Origin of the sequence: Agrobacterium sp. CCNWLW155, assembly GCF_036888815.1 — a bacterium.
In the GTDB taxonomy this organism is placed as follows: Bacteria; Pseudomonadota; Alphaproteobacteria; order Rhizobiales; family Rhizobiaceae; genus Agrobacterium; species Agrobacterium radiobacter.
Window position 1 is genome coordinate 244,362 of sequence record NZ_JBAKFW010000007.1, and the last position, 16,070, is coordinate 260,431.

The 16,070-nt window shown below is 59.8% G+C and carries 9 protein-coding genes; 7 read left to right on the forward strand and 2 right to left on the reverse strand.

Going from position 1 to position 16,070, the window contains the following annotated elements:
- Positions 1–51: 51 nt before the first annotated feature.
- The gene (locus tag V6S97_RS20780) at positions 52–1,290 is read left to right on the forward strand and encodes a saccharopine dehydrogenase family protein (protein WP_003508758.1); all 1,239 of its coding nucleotides are present in this window, start codon (positions 52–54) and stop codon (positions 1,288–1,290) included.
- Positions 1,291–1,577: 287 nt separating this feature from the next.
- On the opposite strand, the gene V6S97_RS20785 is transcribed toward V6S97_RS20780, so the two are convergent.
- A complete protein-coding gene (locus tag V6S97_RS20785; protein ID WP_112357025.1) occupies positions 1,578–3,425 on the reverse strand; it encodes a DEAD/DEAH box helicase in 1,848 nt (615 codons plus the stop codon).
- A 390-nt stretch (positions 3,426–3,815) separates the two neighbouring features.
- Here V6S97_RS20785 and V6S97_RS20790 point away from each other — a divergent pair, with 390 nt between their 5' ends.
- The 6 genes from V6S97_RS20790 to clpB all read left to right on the forward strand — a co-directional run bounded on the left by V6S97_RS20790 (position 3,816) and on the right by clpB (position 13,691).
- On the forward strand, positions 3,816–5,093 hold the full coding sequence (locus V6S97_RS20790) for an aspartate kinase (protein WP_003508761.1): 1,278 nt from the start codon (positions 3,816–3,818) through the stop codon (positions 5,091–5,093).
- Positions 5,094–5,268: 175 nt separating this feature from the next.
- Positions 5,269–7,536, forward strand: coding sequence for a phosphoenolpyruvate--protein phosphotransferase (ptsP, locus tag V6S97_RS20795; RefSeq protein WP_003508762.1), 2,268 nt, complete (start codon positions 5,269–5,271; stop codon positions 7,534–7,536).
- Positions 7,537–7,565: 29 nt separating this feature from the next.
- The gene (prfA, locus tag V6S97_RS20800; RefSeq protein WP_020811729.1) at positions 7,566–8,645 is read left to right on the forward strand and encodes a peptide chain release factor 1; all 1,080 of its coding nucleotides are present in this window, start codon (positions 7,566–7,568) and stop codon (positions 8,643–8,645) included.
- Positions 8,642–9,511 carry a peptide chain release factor N(5)-glutamine methyltransferase gene (prmC, locus tag V6S97_RS20805; protein WP_060727492.1) on the forward strand — a complete coding sequence of 290 codons (870 nt, stop codon included), beginning with the start codon at positions 8,642–8,644 and terminating at the stop codon, positions 9,509–9,511. The genes prfA and prmC overlap by 4 nt, the downstream gene beginning before the upstream one ends.
- 396 nt (positions 9,512–9,907) lie before the next feature.
- Positions 9,908–10,699: a DUF4167 domain-containing protein gene (locus V6S97_RS20810; RefSeq protein WP_099086375.1), complete on the forward strand. Its 792-nt coding sequence runs from the start codon at positions 9,908–9,910 to the stop codon at positions 10,697–10,699.
- 367 nt (positions 10,700–11,066) lie between these two features.
- Positions 11,067–13,691 carry an ATP-dependent chaperone ClpB gene (gene clpB / locus V6S97_RS20815; protein ID WP_003508767.1) on the forward strand — a complete coding sequence of 875 codons (2,625 nt, stop codon included), beginning with the start codon at positions 11,067–11,069 and terminating at the stop codon, positions 13,689–13,691.
- Positions 13,692–13,759: 68 nt separating this feature from the next.
- Here the strand turns inward: clpB and V6S97_RS20820 are convergent, their stop codons facing one another.
- Positions 13,760–15,706 (reverse strand): M23 family metallopeptidase, encoded by a 1,947-nt coding sequence (locus V6S97_RS20820; protein WP_020811344.1) that lies wholly within the window; start codon positions 15,704–15,706, stop codon positions 13,760–13,762.
- Positions 15,707–16,070: the final 364 nt, after the last annotated feature.

Sequence of the window (16,070 nt, forward strand, 5' to 3'; positions counted from 1 at the left end):
TCAACATCCAACGAAGCTTATCCCTGCGGGGAAAAGGAGGCATCACCTGAAATGAAGAAGAACGTTCTGATCATCGGCGCCGGTGGCGTAGCACAGGTCGTGGCGCATAAGTGCGCCCAGAACAGCGATGTATTGGGAGACATTCATATTGCGTCACGGACCTTGGGAAAGTGCCGCAAGATTGTCGAGTCCGTACGCGAAAAGAAGAGCCTCAAGACTGATGTGAAACTTGAGGCCCATGCGCTTGACGCGATGGATATCGAGGCGACGAAAGCCCTGATCAAAAAAACCGGCGTGGAAATCGTCATCAATGTCGGTTCGGCTTTCGTCAACATGTCCGTTCTTCGTGCCTGCATGGACACGGGTGTTGCCTATATGGATACGGCGATCCACGAGGATCCGACCAAGATTTGCGAAGCGCCGCCGTGGTACGGAAACTACGAGTGGAAGCGCGCGGAAGAGTGCAAGGAAAAGGGCATTACCGCCATTCTCGGCGTCGGCTTCGACCCGGGTGTGGTGAACGCCTATGCGCGTCTTGCCAAGGATGACTATTTCGACAAGGTCACCTCGGTCGATATCGTCGATATCAATGCCGGCAGCCACGGCCGCTGGTTCTCCACCAACTTCGATCCGGAAATCAACTTCCGCGAATTCACCGGTGTTGTTTATTCCTGGCAGAAGGGTGAGTGGCAGACGAACCAGATGTTCGAAGTCGGCCAGGAATTCGACCTGCCTGTCGTCGGCAAGCAGAAGGCCTACATGACCGGCCACGACGAAGTGCATTCGCTGTCCAAGAACATGGACGGCGCGGATGTGCGCTTCTGGATGGGTTTCGGCGATCACTACATCAATGTCTTCACCGTGCTGAAGAACCTCGGCCTCCTGTCGGAGAAGCCGGTCAAGACGGCTGAAGGCCTTGAAGTCGTGCCGCTCAAGGTGGTGAAGGCCGTGCTGCCCGATCCGTCTTCTCTGGCGCCCGATTATGTCGGCAAGACCTGCATTGGCGATATCGTCAAGGGTATCAAGGACGGCAAGGAACGCGAAGTCTTCATCTACAACGTGGCTGACCACAAGGAAGCCTATGAGGAAGTCGGCTCGCAGGGCATTTCCTACACCGCCGGCGTTCCCCCGGTCGCCGCCGCCATGCTGATTGCGACAGGCGAATGGGACGTGAAGCAGATGGCGAACGTTGAAGAACTGCCGCCGAAGCCGTTCCTGAACATTCTGAACAAGATCGGTCTTCCGAACCGCATCAAGGACGAAAACGGCGACCGCGCGCTGGAGTTCTGATTGCAGGCGTTTTGATTGATGGAAATAAAAAAGCCCCGCGAAAGCGGGGCTTTTTTGTTGGAGGCGACCCAAATAGTTTGGCGAATTCGTAGCACCCCACCGTCACCCCGGATTTAGTCCGGGGGCCGGCGCGATCAAGTCCTTGATCGCGGGAGAGTCTTCTCACGGCGCGAAGCGCCGTGGCTGGATGCCGGCTCAAGGCCGGCATGACGGCAGAAACCTTGCCGCCGGCCTCAGGCCCCGAATGAACGGGATCCGAAATTTCCGAGGCTTGCGAAGGGTCGACCTCAGCCCTTTGTCGGCTTCGGCCCACGCTTTTCGAAAGGCCTGTCCTTCTTGCCCTCGTATTTAGGTTTGTCGCCAAAGGGCTTCTTCTTTTTCCAGGGCTTGTCGTCAGTCTTGCGGTCGTCGCGGGGAGCGGCCGCATTGTCCGATTTGCTGAACTTGCGCTGGGCCTTGGCCGGACGCGTATCTTCGCGGAAGCCGCCGGTTATTTCCGGCTTGCCTTCCAGAGCCTTCAGACGGATGCCCTTTTCGAGCATCATGTCCTTGCCGATGGCGGAGGTGAAACGGTCGACGGCATCGGCCGCCAGTTCCACGAAGGTCTCCGTCTGCTGCATGCGGATCGCGCCGATATCCTGGCGGGTGATCTTGCCGAAGCGGCAGAGCATGGGGATGAGCCAGCGCGGCTCGGCGCTCTGCTTGCGGCCGACGGACAGCGAAAACCACGCGCTGTCGGCGAAATCGGAGCGTTCGCGGCGCGGGGCATCGTTTTCGACCGTCTCGAAACTGTCGCGGCGCGGCTTGCGGCTGTTGTCCAGCGAGACTTCCGTGATGTCTTCAGGTGCAGACCGTCCGGCGTGGTAAAGACGCACGAAAGCGGCGGCGACCTTTTCCGCGCCATGCTGTTCCAGGAGCTTGGTGACGAAATCGCGTTCGTCGTCGGCTACAGCCTCGGTCAGCGAAGGATCGGCCAGAAGCCGGGCGCCGTCGCGCTCGACGATCTCTTCGGCGGAAGGCGGACGAACCCATGCTGGGCTGACCTTGGCGCCCTCAAGCAGGCGTTCTGCCTTGCGGCGCTGGTTGACCGGCACCACGATGGCGCTAACGCCCTTCTGACCGGCGCGGCCGGTACGGCCGGAACGGTGCAGAAGCGTTTCGGAATTGGTCGGCAGGTCGGCGTGTATGACGAGTTCGAGACCCGGCAGGTCGATGCCGCGCGCGGCAACGTCGGTCGCAACGCAGACGCGGGCGCGGCCATCGCGCATGGCCTGCAGCGCATGGGTGCGCTCGTTCTGGGTCAATTCGCCCGACAGCGCCACGACGGCAAAGCCGCGATTATTCAGTCGCGCTGTCAGATGGTTGACGGCCGCACGGGTGGAGCAGAAAACGATGGCGTTGCGGGCTTCATAGAAGCGCAGCGCATTGATGATGGCGTTTTCGCGGTCTGCCGGGGACACCAGCATGGCGCGATATTCGATATCCACATGCTGCTTCTGTTCGGAAGCAGTGGCGATGCGCACGGCATTCTTCTGGTAGCTTTCGGCAAGCTTGGCGATGCTGCGCGGCACGGTGGCCGAGAACATCAACGTGCGGCGATCGTCGGGCGATTCTTCCAGAATGAATTCCAGATCTTCGCGGAAACCGAGGTCGAGCATCTCGTCGGCTTCGTCAAGCACAACCGCACGGATGGAGGACAGATCAAGTGCATTGCGCTTGATGTGGTCGCAGAGACGACCGGGCGTGCCGACGACGATGTGCGCGCCGCGCTCCAGCGCCCGCCGCTCATTGCGGATGTCCATGCCGCCAACGCAGGAGGCAATGGAAACACCGGCAAACTCATAAAGCCATTCCAGTTCGCGCTTGACCTGCATGGCCAGTTCGCGGGTTGGCGCAATGGCAAGCGCCAGCGGCGCGGAAGCCTGTCCGAAGCGGTTGTCGTCACACAGCAGCGTGGTCGCAAGCGCGATGCCGAAGGCGACCGTCTTGCCGGAACCGGTCTGCGCGGAAACCAGCGCGTCCTTGTCGGCGAGTTCCGGCGCAAGCATGGCCTGCTGCACGGGGGTCAAATCTTTGTAGCCGCGTTTTTCCAACGCCTGCGCGATCGCCGGGGCGATACCCTGGGTGTCTGTCATCTACCGTCTTTCGGATATGAAGCTGCCCGCATCCGCCCGAAACCAATAGGTCCTAAAGTCTCCGGGGCAGCCGATACAGGCCATTTCGGCCATCTGGCCGGTTGCATTGCCGCGCTCATACTGCGAATGGGCCCGTTTGTACAGTGCACTGCGGTACGCTCTTTTGCGTGTGCTTTATCCCGCCGGCGCTTCCTTGCGCCATTGTTCCATGCTCAGGCTCCCGAAAAAGGCGTACCGCATGGTTCATAAACGGCATTGCGTGCCCCCCGCCTTTTCGCTAAGAGACCCGCAACTTGAGGCTCTTTGTCAGGAAGGGCCGACTGGGTTTGTTCTTGTCCGTCCGTTTCCAGAGGGAGCCGGCGGGAAAATGGGATGGTACTGGTCAAGGCTATGGCTCGCATTGTCATGAAATTCGGCGGCACGTCCGTCGCGAACCTCGAACGCATTCACAATGTCGCACGGCATGTGAAACGCGAAGTGGATGCCGGCCATGAAGTGGCCGTGGTCGTTTCCGCCATGTCCGGCAAAACCAATGAGCTGGTGGACTGGGTGCAGAACGCCGCGAAGGTTGCCGGCGCCAACGCCGCTTCGTTCTTCGACGCGCGCGAATATGACGCGGTTGTCGCATCAGGCGAACAGGTGACATCGGGTCTTCTGGCGATCACGCTGCAATCCATGGGCATCAATGCGCGCTCCTGGCAGGGCTGGCAGATCCCGATCCGCACCGACAATGCGCATGGCGCCGCCCGCATTCTCGAGATCGACGGTTCGGATATCGTCCACCGCATGGGCGAAGGCCAGGTTGCCGTCGTTGCCGGCTTCCAGGGTATCGGTCCTGACAACCGCATCGCGACGCTCGGTCGCGGCGGCTCGGATACGTCCGCTGTCGCCATCGCTGCCGCCGTCAAGGCAGATCGCTGCGACATCTACACTGACGTCGATGGCGTCTACACCACCGATCCGCGCATCGAGCCCAAGGCTCGCCGCATGAAGAAGATCGCCTTCGAGGAAATGCTCGAAATGGCGTCTCTCGGCGCGAAGGTTCTGCAGGTTCGCTCGGTCGAGCTTGCCATGGTACACAAGGTGCGCACCTTCGTTCGCTCCAGTTTCGAGGATCCCGATGCGCCGGGCATGGGCGACCTCATCAACCCGCCCGGTACTTTGATTTGTGACGAGGATGAAATCGTGGAACAGGAAGTCGTAACCGGCATCGCCTATGCCAAGGATGAAGCACAGATCTCGCTGCGCCGCGTGGCCGACCGTCCGGGCGTCTCGGCCGCGATCTTCGGGCCGCTCGCTGAAGCGCATATCAATGTCGACATGATCGTGCAGAACATCTCCGAAGATGGTTCGCGCACCGACATGACCTTCACCGTTCCCTCGGGCGATGTTGCCAAGGCTCTGAAGGTTCTGGATGACAACAAGGCCCAGATCGGTTTCGACGTCGCACAGAACGAAACCGGCCTTGCCAAGGTGTCCGTCATCGGCATCGGCATGCGCAGCCACGCCGGCGTTGCCGCCAGCGCGTTCAAGGCGCTTGCCGAGAAGAACATCAACATCAAGGCGATCACTACGTCCGAGATCAAGATTTCGATCCTGATCGACGGCGCCTATGCCGAACTTGCGGTCCGCACTTTGCATTCCGCCTACGGCCTCGATAAGGCTTGAAGCCGAGACATCGGTTCCCGATGCTCCGATTCTTCGGAGTTGCGTTCTTCCGATGTGGCGTTTCATGAAAGCGTGTCCCTTGCGGGACGCGCTTCTCGCGCTATAAATTTTTAAATGACGTTTTGATTCTCGAATATTATGACATTCGGATCGGAAGCGTCGGGGAGCAAACGCGATGAGAGACCTTTCCGCAGGTCCGCGCGTCCTGCTCAAGCGGCTGCGCGAAATGATGGCGGAGCACCTTGAACCGCAGGACCGTCTGGACCAGATCGTCCGTCAGATTGCCAGCAACATGGTGGCGGAGGTTTGCTCGGTCTACGTGCTGCGCTCCGACAGCGTGCTGGAACTTTACGCCACCGAAGGTCTCAACAAGGATGCCGTGCATCTCGCACAGCTGAAAATGGGGCAGGGTCTTGTCGGCACGATTGCCGCTTCGGCCCAGCCGCTCAATCTTTCCGATGCGCAGGCGCATCCGGCTTTCCGCTATCTTCCTGAAACCGGTGAGGAAATTTATCATTCCTTCCTCGGCGTGCCGATTTTGCGCTCCGGTCGCACTCTTGGCGTTCTTGTGGTCCAGAACAAGGCCAGCCGAACATACCGGGAGGATGAAATTGAAGCGCTCGAGACAACCGCGATGCTTATCGCTGAAATAGTGGCGAGCGGCGAGTTGAAAAAGATCACCCGCCCCGGTGTGGAGCTTGATCTGACGCGTGCCGTTTCCATCGATGGCGACGCCTATGGCGAAGGCATCGGTCTTGGTCACGTCGTGCTGCACGATCCCCGCATTGTCGTCACCAATCTCCTCAATGAAGATGCGGATACGGAAATCCGGCGTCTTGCCGATGCCATTGGGTCGCTACGCCTGTCGATCGACGACATGTTGCAGCGCCGTGACGTGCCGACCGAAGGAGAACATCGCGAAGTTCTCGAAACCTATCGCATGTTTGCCCACGATCAGGGCTGGGTACGCCGCATGGAAGAGGCGATCCGCAACGGCCTGACGGCGGAAGCGGCTGTCGAAAAGGTGCAGAGCGACACCAAGGCGCGCATGATGCGCCTGACCGATCCTTACCTGCGCGAACGCATGCATGATTTCGACGATCTCGCCAACCGGCTGCTGCGCCAGCTCATCGGTTTCGGCGGGCGTGGTCCTGAGCAGGATTTCCCGCTCGACGCCATCGTTCTGGCCCGCGCCATGGGTGCCGCCGAACTCTTGGATTATCCGCGCGAAAAACTGCGCGGTCTTGTGCTCGAAGACGGCGCGGTGACGAGCCATGTCGTCATCGTGGCGCGTGCCATGGGCATTCCGATCATCGGGCAGGCGACAGGCATCGTCGCCCTCGCTGAAAATAACGATCCCATCATCATCGACGGCGATGACGGCCAGGTGCATTTGCGCCCGATGTCGGATTTGCAGCGCGCCTATGAGGAAAAGGTGCGCCTGCGCGCCAAGCGCCAGGAGCAGTTCCGCGCGCTTCGCAATGTGGAGCCGATCACCAAGGATGGCCAGAAAGTCAACCTCAAGATGAATGCGGGTCTTCTCGTAGACCTGCCGCAGCTCGAGGAATCCGGCGCCGATGGCATCGGCCTGTTCCGCACCGAGCTGCAATTCATGATTGCCTCCAACATGCCGAAGGGCGAGGAGCAGGAGGCTTTCTACCGGTCCGTTCTGCGGCAGGCGAAGGGAAAAAGCGTCACCTTCCGCACGCTGGATATCGGCGGCGACAAGGTTGTGTCCTATATGCGCGGCCAGGAAGAGGAAAACCCGGCGCTTGGCTGGCGGGCGATCCGCCTGTCGCTCGACCGTCCGGGCCTGATGCGCACGCAGATGCGCGCGCTGCTGCGCGCCGCCTCCGGTGCTGAATTGCGCATGATGCTGCCGATGGTGACGGAAGTGTCCGAAATCCGCGCCGCGCGCGACCTTCTCCAGAAGGAAGTGCAGCATCTCTCGAAATTCAGCCACGCGCTGCCGAAAAAGCTGCAATTCGGCGCGATGCTGGAAGTGCCCTCGCTGATGTGGCAGCTCGATGAGCTGATGCAGGAGGTGGATTTCGTCTCCGTCGGCTCGAATGACCTGTTCCAGTTCTCGATGGCGGTGGATCGCGGTAATGCTCGTGTTTCGGATCGTTTCGATAATTTGGGCAAGCCGTTCCTGCGCATTCTGCGCGATATCGTGCGCGCCGGCGAAAGGCACCACACTTCGGTGACGCTGTGCGGTGAAATGGCGAGCAAGCCGCTGTCGGCCATGGCTTTGATTGGTCTCGGTTTCCGTTCGGTTTCGATGTCGCCGACGGCGATCGGCCCCGTGAAGGCCATGCTGCTCGGGCTTGATGCCGCACGCCTTGCCGATGAGCTGAACGCGGCGCTGGACGACCATAATTCGCTGGAAAGCGCGCGCGAGGTGTTGTTACGCTTTGCGGCGACGCATTCCATTCCCATTTAAAAAGACCTGTTTCAATATTGGAGTAACTGGTGGCGAAGCTTCCCGTCGAAAAAATGCGCGAGTTGGAAAGACGTTTCGGCGAGATCGAAGCGCGTATGTCGGCCGGGCCTGCAGCGGATGTTTATGTGAAGCTGGCTTCGGAATATTCCGAACTCGAGCCGGTAGTGAAGAAAATCCGCGAATACGAGAAGGCGGTCTCCGAAGCGGCCGATCTCGAGGCGTTGCTTGCTGACAAGACGACCGACAGGGATATGCGCGACCTGGCGGAAATGGAGCTGCCGGAAATCGAGAGCCGCATCGGCGAGCTTGAAAAGGACATGCAGGTCCTGTTGCTGCCGAAGGATGCGGCGGACGAAAAAAGCGCGATCCTTGAAATCCGCGCCGGCACCGGCGGCTCCGAGGCGGCACTTTTTGCCGGCGATCTCTTCCGCATGTATGAGCGCTTCGCATCGACCAAGGGGTGGAAAGTCGAAGTGCTTTCCGCCAGCGAGGGTGAAGCGGGCGGTTACAAAGAAATCATCGCCACGATCAGCGGGCGAGGGGTATTTTCCAAGCTGAAGTTCGAATCCGGCGTACACCGGGTGCAGCGCGTGCCGGAAACGGAAGCGGGCGGCCGCATCCACACCTCGGCAGCCACGGTTGCCGTGCTGCCGGAAGCGGAAGACATCGATATCGAAATTCGCCCGGAAGACATTCGCATCGATACGATGCGTGCCTCGGGTGCGGGCGGCCAGCACGTCAACACCACCGACTCCGCCGTTCGTATCACCCATCTTCCGACGGGTCTGATCGTCACCAGTTCGGAGAAATCCCAGCATCAGAACCGCGCCAAGGCCATGCAGGTTCTGCGCTCGCGGCTTTACGATATCGAACGCCAGAAAGTGGAGAGCGAACGTTCGGCGGACCGCAAGAGCCAGGTCGGTTCCGGCGACCGCTCCGAGCGCATCCGCACCTACAATTTCCCGCAGGGCCGCGTCACCGATCACCGCATCAACCTCACGCTCTACAAGCTCGACCGGATGATCGAGGGTGAGATCGATGAACTCGTGGATGCGCTGATCGCCGATTATCAGGCCGGTCAGCTTGCCCAGCTCGGCGAGCAGCTTTGAGTACGGCGGGCGAAGCGAGTGTTGCGAGCGCGCTTGCCGCCGCCCGCAAAAGGCTGCAGGCGGCAGGGATCGATGATCCGCTTCTCGATGCACGGCTCCTGATTGCGGAGGTCATCGATTTTTCATTGACCGATTTCGTGATGAAGCCTGATCGTGTCGTTACGCCGGAAGAAAGCGCCCGTATCGCCACCATGATCGAAAGGCGGGCGAATGGCGAACCCGTTCACCGCATTCTCGGCCACCGGGAATTTCATGGCCTCGATCTTCTTCTGTCAAAGGAGACGCTCGAGCCCCGGCCGGATACGGAAGTTCTGGTCGACACGCTGTTGCCGGAGCTGAAAAAAGCCATCTCCGCCAAGGGCAGCGCCCGCATTCTGGACATGGGCACCGGCACGGGCGCGATCTGTCTGGCGCTGTTGAAAGAATGCCCCGATGCCACCGGCATCGGCAGCGATATTTCCGCCGATGCGCTGGAAACGGCGGCCAGGAATGCGGCCCGAAATGATCTTGGCGCGCGCTTTGAGACCATACGCAGCGACTGGTTTGAAAAAATCTCTGGCAGCTTTGACATAATTGTGTCGAATCCGCCTTATATAAGGACTGATATCGTCGCAACGCTTGACCAAGAGGTTCGTAACCACGATCCGATGGCGGCGCTGGACGGAGGTCAGGACGGCCTTGCACCGTACCGCCTCATCGCTGCCGATGCAGGCCGCTTTCTTGTGGAAAACGGGATTGTCGGTGTGGAGATCGGTTTCGATCAAAGGCTTGATGTTTCCGCTATATTTGCTTCCCACGGCTTCTCTCTTCTGGACGCCGTGAAGGATTATGGCGGTAACGACAGAGTTTTGACCTTCCGGAGATAGTTGTTCGCGATATGTCTGCGGATTTTTTGCAAGGATATTTTGCACAGCAAAAGAAAAGGCTTGGATTTCCGCATGAAGCGGGATAGTTTGCGGCCACATGCCGGGTGGCTGAGGACGAACACAGATTCGTCAGGGTATGGGTCAGTCCCGAAGCGGGTTCTTTTGAGAGCCCTGAAAGGCTGGGCGTTTCCGGCATGTGAATCAGTAAACTTTGTTCGCAGGCGGCTCGGTGCAGCATTTGCGCAGCCGGTCGTCATACGCGAGGTCTTGTCCCGGGGTTATCTTCGGCAAGGCGCGTGATGGAGCAATTTCAGGAAAAATTTCCAGCGGTTTTCCGCCCGGAATTGCATGAAAACAACCAGATTGTCAGCAAAACAGAATTCAGGTGAGCAATTGATGAGGCCAGGACAGCAAAACAAGCGCGGCCGGGGGCGTGGAAGCAACAACAATAACAATGGTGGCGGTAACAACAACAACTTCAACCGCAAGGGCGGCAACCCGCTCACCAGGACTTATGACAGCTCCGGCCCCGATGTTAAAATCCGTGGCACAGCCCAGCACATAGCGGAAAAATACGCGGCTCTGGCGCGCGACGCGCAGAGTTCCGGCGACCGCGTGATCGCTGAGAACTATCTGCAGCACGCTGAACATTATAACCGCATCATCGCTTCGGCTCAGGCCCAGATGCAGGAACGCTTCCAGCGCGACGATCGCGGCGAATATAGCGGTGCCGATGGCGACGATATGGATGTGAATGACGGCGATGAAGGCGTCGTTGCACCGCAGCAGCAGGCCGAACAGGTCGAGCGCGCGCAGCAGCCCGAACGCCAGGAGCGTACTGAGCGGAACGAACCGCGCCAGGAGCGTCGTGAGCGTCCGGACCGCCGCGAGCGGCAGGAACGTCAGCCGCGCCAGCCGCAGGTGGCCGCCGAACAGCAGCCGCCGGTTTACGACGCCAGCCAGGCGCCGCAGCCGGTCATCGAAGGCACTCCCATGGAAGTGGCCGTTGAGGAAGAGCAGCAGCAGGCGGAGGCTCCGACGGCTGAACGTGCACCGAAGACACGCCGTGCAACAGGGCCGCGCCCGCGCCGTCCGCGCCGCACCGCCGCTGCGGAAGGCGCCGAAGGCGAAGATGCGCCGGCCGGTGACGACGCTGCACCTGCCACGCTTGAGAACGCTGCCGAATAAGCAGCTTCTGCAAACCACTCTGCGATCGAAAAACTCCGGCTTGCCGGAGTTTTTTGTTTTTTGCGATTGGCTATGAACATTCCGCTGGCCGTCAGCGTGGATTTCACGCGGCGAATTGACGCCTGTCAGTTCGGATGAAAATTTCCCGGATGGTGGATTTTCTCCCCTTTAAACCGATGAAAATGCCTCCCATATTCGTGCAGGAAGGACGGAAGCCGCATTCGCCGGCGACCGACCTTCAAGAGGCGGCGATCGTGAAATCCTTTGAACACGGCTGTCGTAGCGGGGCTTGCCTTTTGAGGGAGCCTCAACCCTAACACCCGGAGCCGTGCCGAAAGCGGGCGGGCCGGTCTATGGAGGTTTGACTATGAATATTGAAAAATACTCCGAGCGCGTTCGTGGTTTTCTGCAATCGGCGCAGACCTTTGCGCTTGCCGAAAACCATCAGCAGTTTTCGCCTGAACACGTTCTGAAGGTTCTGCTCGATGACGAGCAGGGCATGGCGGCATCGCTGATCGAGCGCGCCGGCGGCAGCGCCAAGGAAGCGCGTCTTGCCAATGATGCGGCACTTGCAAAATTGCCCAAGGTTTCCGGTGGAAATGGTGGCCTTTCGCTCACCGCGCCGCTCGCCAAAGTGTTCTCGACCGCGGAAGATCTTGCCAAGAAGGCCGGGGACAGTTTTGTCACCGTCGAGCGTCTTCTGCAGGCGCTTGCGATTGAAAGCTCCGCTTCCACCTCGGCTTCCCTGAAGAAGGCGGGTGCAACGGCGCAGGCGCTCAATCAGGTCATCAACGACATCCGCAAGGGCCGCACGGCTGACAGCGCCAACGCCGAACAGGGCTTTGACGCGCTGAAGAAGTTCGCCCGCGACCTGACGGAGGAAGCCCGCGAAGGCAAGCTCGATCCGGTGATCGGTCGCGACGACGAAATCCGTCGCACTATTCAGGTCCTGTCGCGCCGTACCAAGAATAATCCCGTGCTGATCGGTGAACCCGGTGTCGGTAAAACGGCGATTGCCGAAGGTCTTGCGTTGCGCATCGTCAATGGCGATGTGCCCGAAAGCCTGAAGGACAAGAAGCTGATGGCGCTCGATATGGGCGCGCTGATTGCCGGTGCGAAATATCGCGGTGAGTTTGAAGAGCGTCTGAAGGCTGTGCTGAACGAGGTGCAGGCCGAAAATGGCGGCATCATCCTGTTCATCGACGAGATGCACACGCTGGTCGGCGCCGGCAAGGCCGATGGCGCGATGGATGCGTCCAACCTCCTGAAGCCCGCCCTTGCCCGTGGTGAGTTGCACTGCGTCGGCGCCACCACGCTCGATGAATATCGCAAGCATGTGGAAAAGGATCCGGCCCTTGCCCGCCGTTTCCAGCCGGTGCTGGTGGATGAGCCGACCGTTGAGGACACGATCTCGATCCTGCGCGGGTTGAAGGAAAAATACGAACAGCACCACAAGGTCCGTATCTCGGATTCGGCCCTGGTTGCGGCTGCGACGCTTTCCAACCGCTACATCACCGACCGGTTCCTGCCTGATAAGGCAATCGACCTGATGGACGAAGCTGCTTCGCGTCTTCGCATGCAGGTGGATTCCAAGCCGGAAGAACTGGACGAGTTGGATCGCCGCATCATTCAGCTGAAGATCGAACGCGAAGCCTTGAAGCAGGAGACGGACCAGTCCTCCGCCGACCGCCTCAAGAAGCTCGAGGACGAGTTGGCCGATACGGAAGAAAAGGCAGATGCGCTGACGGCCCGCTGGCAGGCGGAAAAGCAGAAGCTCGGCCACGCCGCAGACTTGAAGAAGCGGCTGGACGAAGCCCGCAACGAACTGGCGATTGCCCAGCGCAACGGCCAGTTCCAGCGCGCTGGCGAGCTGACCTATGGCATCATTCCCGGCCTCGAAAAGGAACTGGCTGCGGCGGAAGCCCGCGACAGCAGCGGTGTCGGTTCGATGGTTCAGGAAGTTGTGACGGCCGACAATATCGCCCATGTCGTTTCCCGCTGGACGGGCATTCCGGTCGACAAGATGCTGGAAGGTCAGCGCGAAAAGCTGCTGCGCATGGAAGACGAGCTTGCCAAGTCCGTTGTCGGGCAGGGCGAGGCCGTTCAGGCGGTGTCGAAAGCGGTGCGCCGTTCGCGCGCCGGCCTGCAGGATCCCAACCGGCCGATCGGTTCGTTCATCTTCCTGGGCCCGACGGGCGTGGGCAAGACCGAGCTGACCAAGTCCTTGGCCCGCTTCCTGTTCGACGACGAAACCGCGATGGTTCGTCTCGACATGTCGGAATATATGGAGAAACACTCCGTTGCCCGGCTGATCGGCGCACCTCCCGGCTATGTCGGTTATGAAGAGGGTGGTGCCCTGACGGAAGCGGTTCGCCGCCGGCCCTATCAGGTCGTGCTGTTCGACGAGATTGAAAAAGCGCATCCTGACGTCTTTAACGTCCTGCTGCAGGTGCTGGATGATGGCCGTCTGACGGACGGCCAGGGCCGCACCGTCGATTTCAAGAACACCATCATCATCATGACCTCGAACCTCGGCTCGGAATTCATGACGCAGATGGGCGACAATGACGATGTGGATTCGGTTCGTGATCTGGTGATGGAGCGGGTCCGGTCGCATTTCCGGCCGGAATTCCTCAACCGTATCGACGATATCATCCTCTTCCACCGCCTGCGGCGCGATGAGATGGGTGCAATTGTCGAAATCCAGCTGAAGCGTCTCATCTCGCTGCTCGGCGATCGCAAGATTTCGCTCGAACTGGATGAGGATGCCCGCAGCTGGCTTGCCAACAAGGGTTACGATCCGGCTTACGGCGCGCGTCCGCTGAAGCGGGTGATCCAGAAGGCGGTTCAGGACAGGCTTGCCGAAATGATCCTCGGCGGTGAAGTTCCTGACGGTTCGCGGGTCAAGGTGACCTCGGGCACCGACCGGCTGCTGTTCAAGGTCAAGCCCGCAAAGGGCGAGGCCGAAGCCGAAACGGCCGATGCGGCATAAAACGAAAGGGCTCCGGAAACGGAGCCCTTTTCATTTGGCAGCTTTTCGGGCGGTAAAGGTCCGGCGAATTAGCGGCTCGCCACCTGATTGGGCTTTTCGTCAATATTCAGCAGATTGTCGATACGTTTTCTCTCATCGGAGAACCGCGCGAGCGCATCGCCGGAAAGCGACTTGCCACCCGGCAGGCGCACCTTCATCGCGTCCACCTTGGTGCCGTTGACGATTAGCTCGTAATGCAGATGCGCGCCGGTCGAAAGGCCGGTCGACCCCACATAACCGATCACCTGGCCCTGTCGGACCTTGGAGCCCTCGGTGACACCCTTGGCGATGGCGCTCTGGTGGTTATAGGAAGAGACGTAGCCATTGGCATGGCGGATCAGGGTCTGGTTACCGTAACCCGAGGCCCATCCGGCCTTCTCGACGGTGCCGTTGCCCGTCGCGATGATCGGCGTGCCGCGGGCGGCGGCCCAGTCGGTGCCGGTATGCATGCGGCTGAATTTCAAAACCGGGTGGCGGCGCATGCCGAAACCTGAGGTCATGCGGCCGTTAGGAACGGGGTTGCGCAACAGGAACTGCCGGATGCTTTTGCCGTTCTCGTCGAAATAATCGATGCTGTTATCGTCCGGATTCTGGAACCGGTAAAAACGTGTCTCGTTGTCGCCGAACTTGGCATTGACGTAGAGCAGTTCCGACTTGTCTGTCGCCTTGCCATCTGCGTCTTCCACGGAGAAGAAGGCTTCCAAAGTATCCGCCGGCTTGAGCTGCGCCTGAAAATCGACGCTGCTGGCGAGAAGCTTGATGAGTTGGGAAACCATGCTCTGGTTCATGCCGTAAGCCAGGGCCGCACGGTAGACACCGTCATAAACGCTCGGCAGATCGCGACCGGCGGCAGGTGCCGGGGTGCTGTCGAAGGCGGTCGCCACCGCGTCGAGCTTCGGCGGTTCGCTGGCCTTGATGAAACGCTTGCGGTCATCAATGGCCATGGTGACCATGTGGCGGCCCTTGCGGTAAAGGCTCACGCGCACGATGTCGCTCTTGTCGTCTTCCTGAATAATGCCGACGCGCAGCACGTCGCCGCTTTCGACATTGTTCGACTGGAGTTGCGGCGACAGCAGGCCTGCGATTTCCGACGACTGTGCCTTCGAATAGCCGGCGCCAAAGAGGGCGGCTTCGATGGTCTCGGTCTGGCGGGCAGGGATCACGTCGTCTGCATATTCCTTGACGGGCACCGAGGCTGACTGCGGGGTCGAAACCGACATGTTCTGTTCAACGACGCGGGCCGCGAGGCCGGCGGTGATATCGACATCGCCTTCATCATTATCGAAACGGCGGGGGTCGATGTAATAGAGCGCGGCAAGCTGTTCGTTGCCATCCGTCAGGATCGAGCCGTTCGAACGTACCGCCTCCTCAACCTCGTCGAAACTCAGGGAGCCGGCGAAGGGATATTTGGAGTGCTGAACGGGAAAGGCGACTGTCTTCAGGCTGACTTCGGATTCCACCTCGGAGCCGTAGATCGTTCCAGTCCGGCTTGGTGCGGGCGCCGATGCGTCCTTGTCCTCGTTGCTCGCGAAAATATTCAGGGGATCGAAGGCGGGATAGTCGTCCTGCTTGGCGTAATTTGCCGCCAGCGGGATCTTGACGTGGGAGAAGGGGACCTTGCGGACCACTTCCTTGTCGCCTTCATTGATAACGGTGGAGACTTCCATGATCGACCGGTCGGATGGCCGGGCCGCGATATTCGGTGCGACGAGGCGTGTGCCCCGACGGGCGGCTTCCGTAGCGTTGTTGCCCATATCCGCCTTGGCGAAGGCTTCGGCGGGAATGGCAAGCTGCTGGCGGCCGTCGAGAGCGGCAAACAGCGCCACGCCCATCAATATGGAAGAGGTAATGCCGGTCAGGAACGTGCCGGAAAGCCATCTGAGCGAAATTTCGCGGCGATCGGGTGCACGGCGTCCTTCCGCCAGAATTGGCGGTTCTGTGCCTAGCGACCGGATCACATTGCGATCCGCAGTCATACCAGCTGTGCCCCGTCGGTCATGCGCTCTCCAGAAACTTCAGGCGAAGGTGTGCAACTTTCATAGCCGTGAGTCAAATCGGTCGACGCACCGGCGGACATGCCGCAACAGCCCATATAAGGACACGCGCAGGCATGTCTCGTATTAACGCTTCGTTGGCAAAGCAATTAGCGAGGAAGGGGGCTAAAAGAAGGCGCGAGACCCGCCTTGCCGCCCGTTGGGCTGTTCTCCTGTGCAAAACCACAGGCACGGCGGGGTGGTTTTATGCCGATCGGCTGATGAAAACGAAATTCCCTTTTAAAATCAGGGATCTGTCACATTTCTTGATTTTTTTGATATTGCTGTGTTGACTTGTTTGGTGGGG

What these genes read in the sequence shown, in the direction of transcription:
- V6S97_RS20780 (WP_003508758.1), top strand. Translation starts at nt 52, where the DNA reads ATGAAGAAGAACGTTCTGATCATCGGCGCCGGTGGCGTAGCACAGGTC.
- V6S97_RS20785 (WP_112357025.1), bottom strand. Translation starts at nt 3,425, where the DNA reads ATGACAGACACCCAGGGTATCGCCCCGGCGATCGCGCAGGCGTTGGAA.
- V6S97_RS20790 (WP_003508761.1), top strand. Translation starts at nt 3,816, where the DNA reads ATGGCTCGCATTGTCATGAAATTCGGCGGCACGTCCGTCGCGAACCTC.
- ptsP (WP_003508762.1), top strand. Translation starts at nt 5,269, where the DNA reads ATGAGAGACCTTTCCGCAGGTCCGCGCGTCCTGCTCAAGCGGCTGCGC.
- V6S97_RS20810 (WP_099086375.1), top strand. Translation starts at nt 9,908, where the DNA reads ATGAGGCCAGGACAGCAAAACAAGCGCGGCCGGGGGCGTGGAAGCAAC.
- clpB (WP_003508767.1), top strand. Translation starts at nt 11,067, where the DNA reads ATGAATATTGAAAAATACTCCGAGCGCGTTCGTGGTTTTCTGCAATCG.
- V6S97_RS20820 (WP_020811344.1), bottom strand. Translation starts at nt 15,706, where the DNA reads ATGACTGCGGATCGCAATGTGATCCGGTCGCTAGGCACAGAACCGCCA.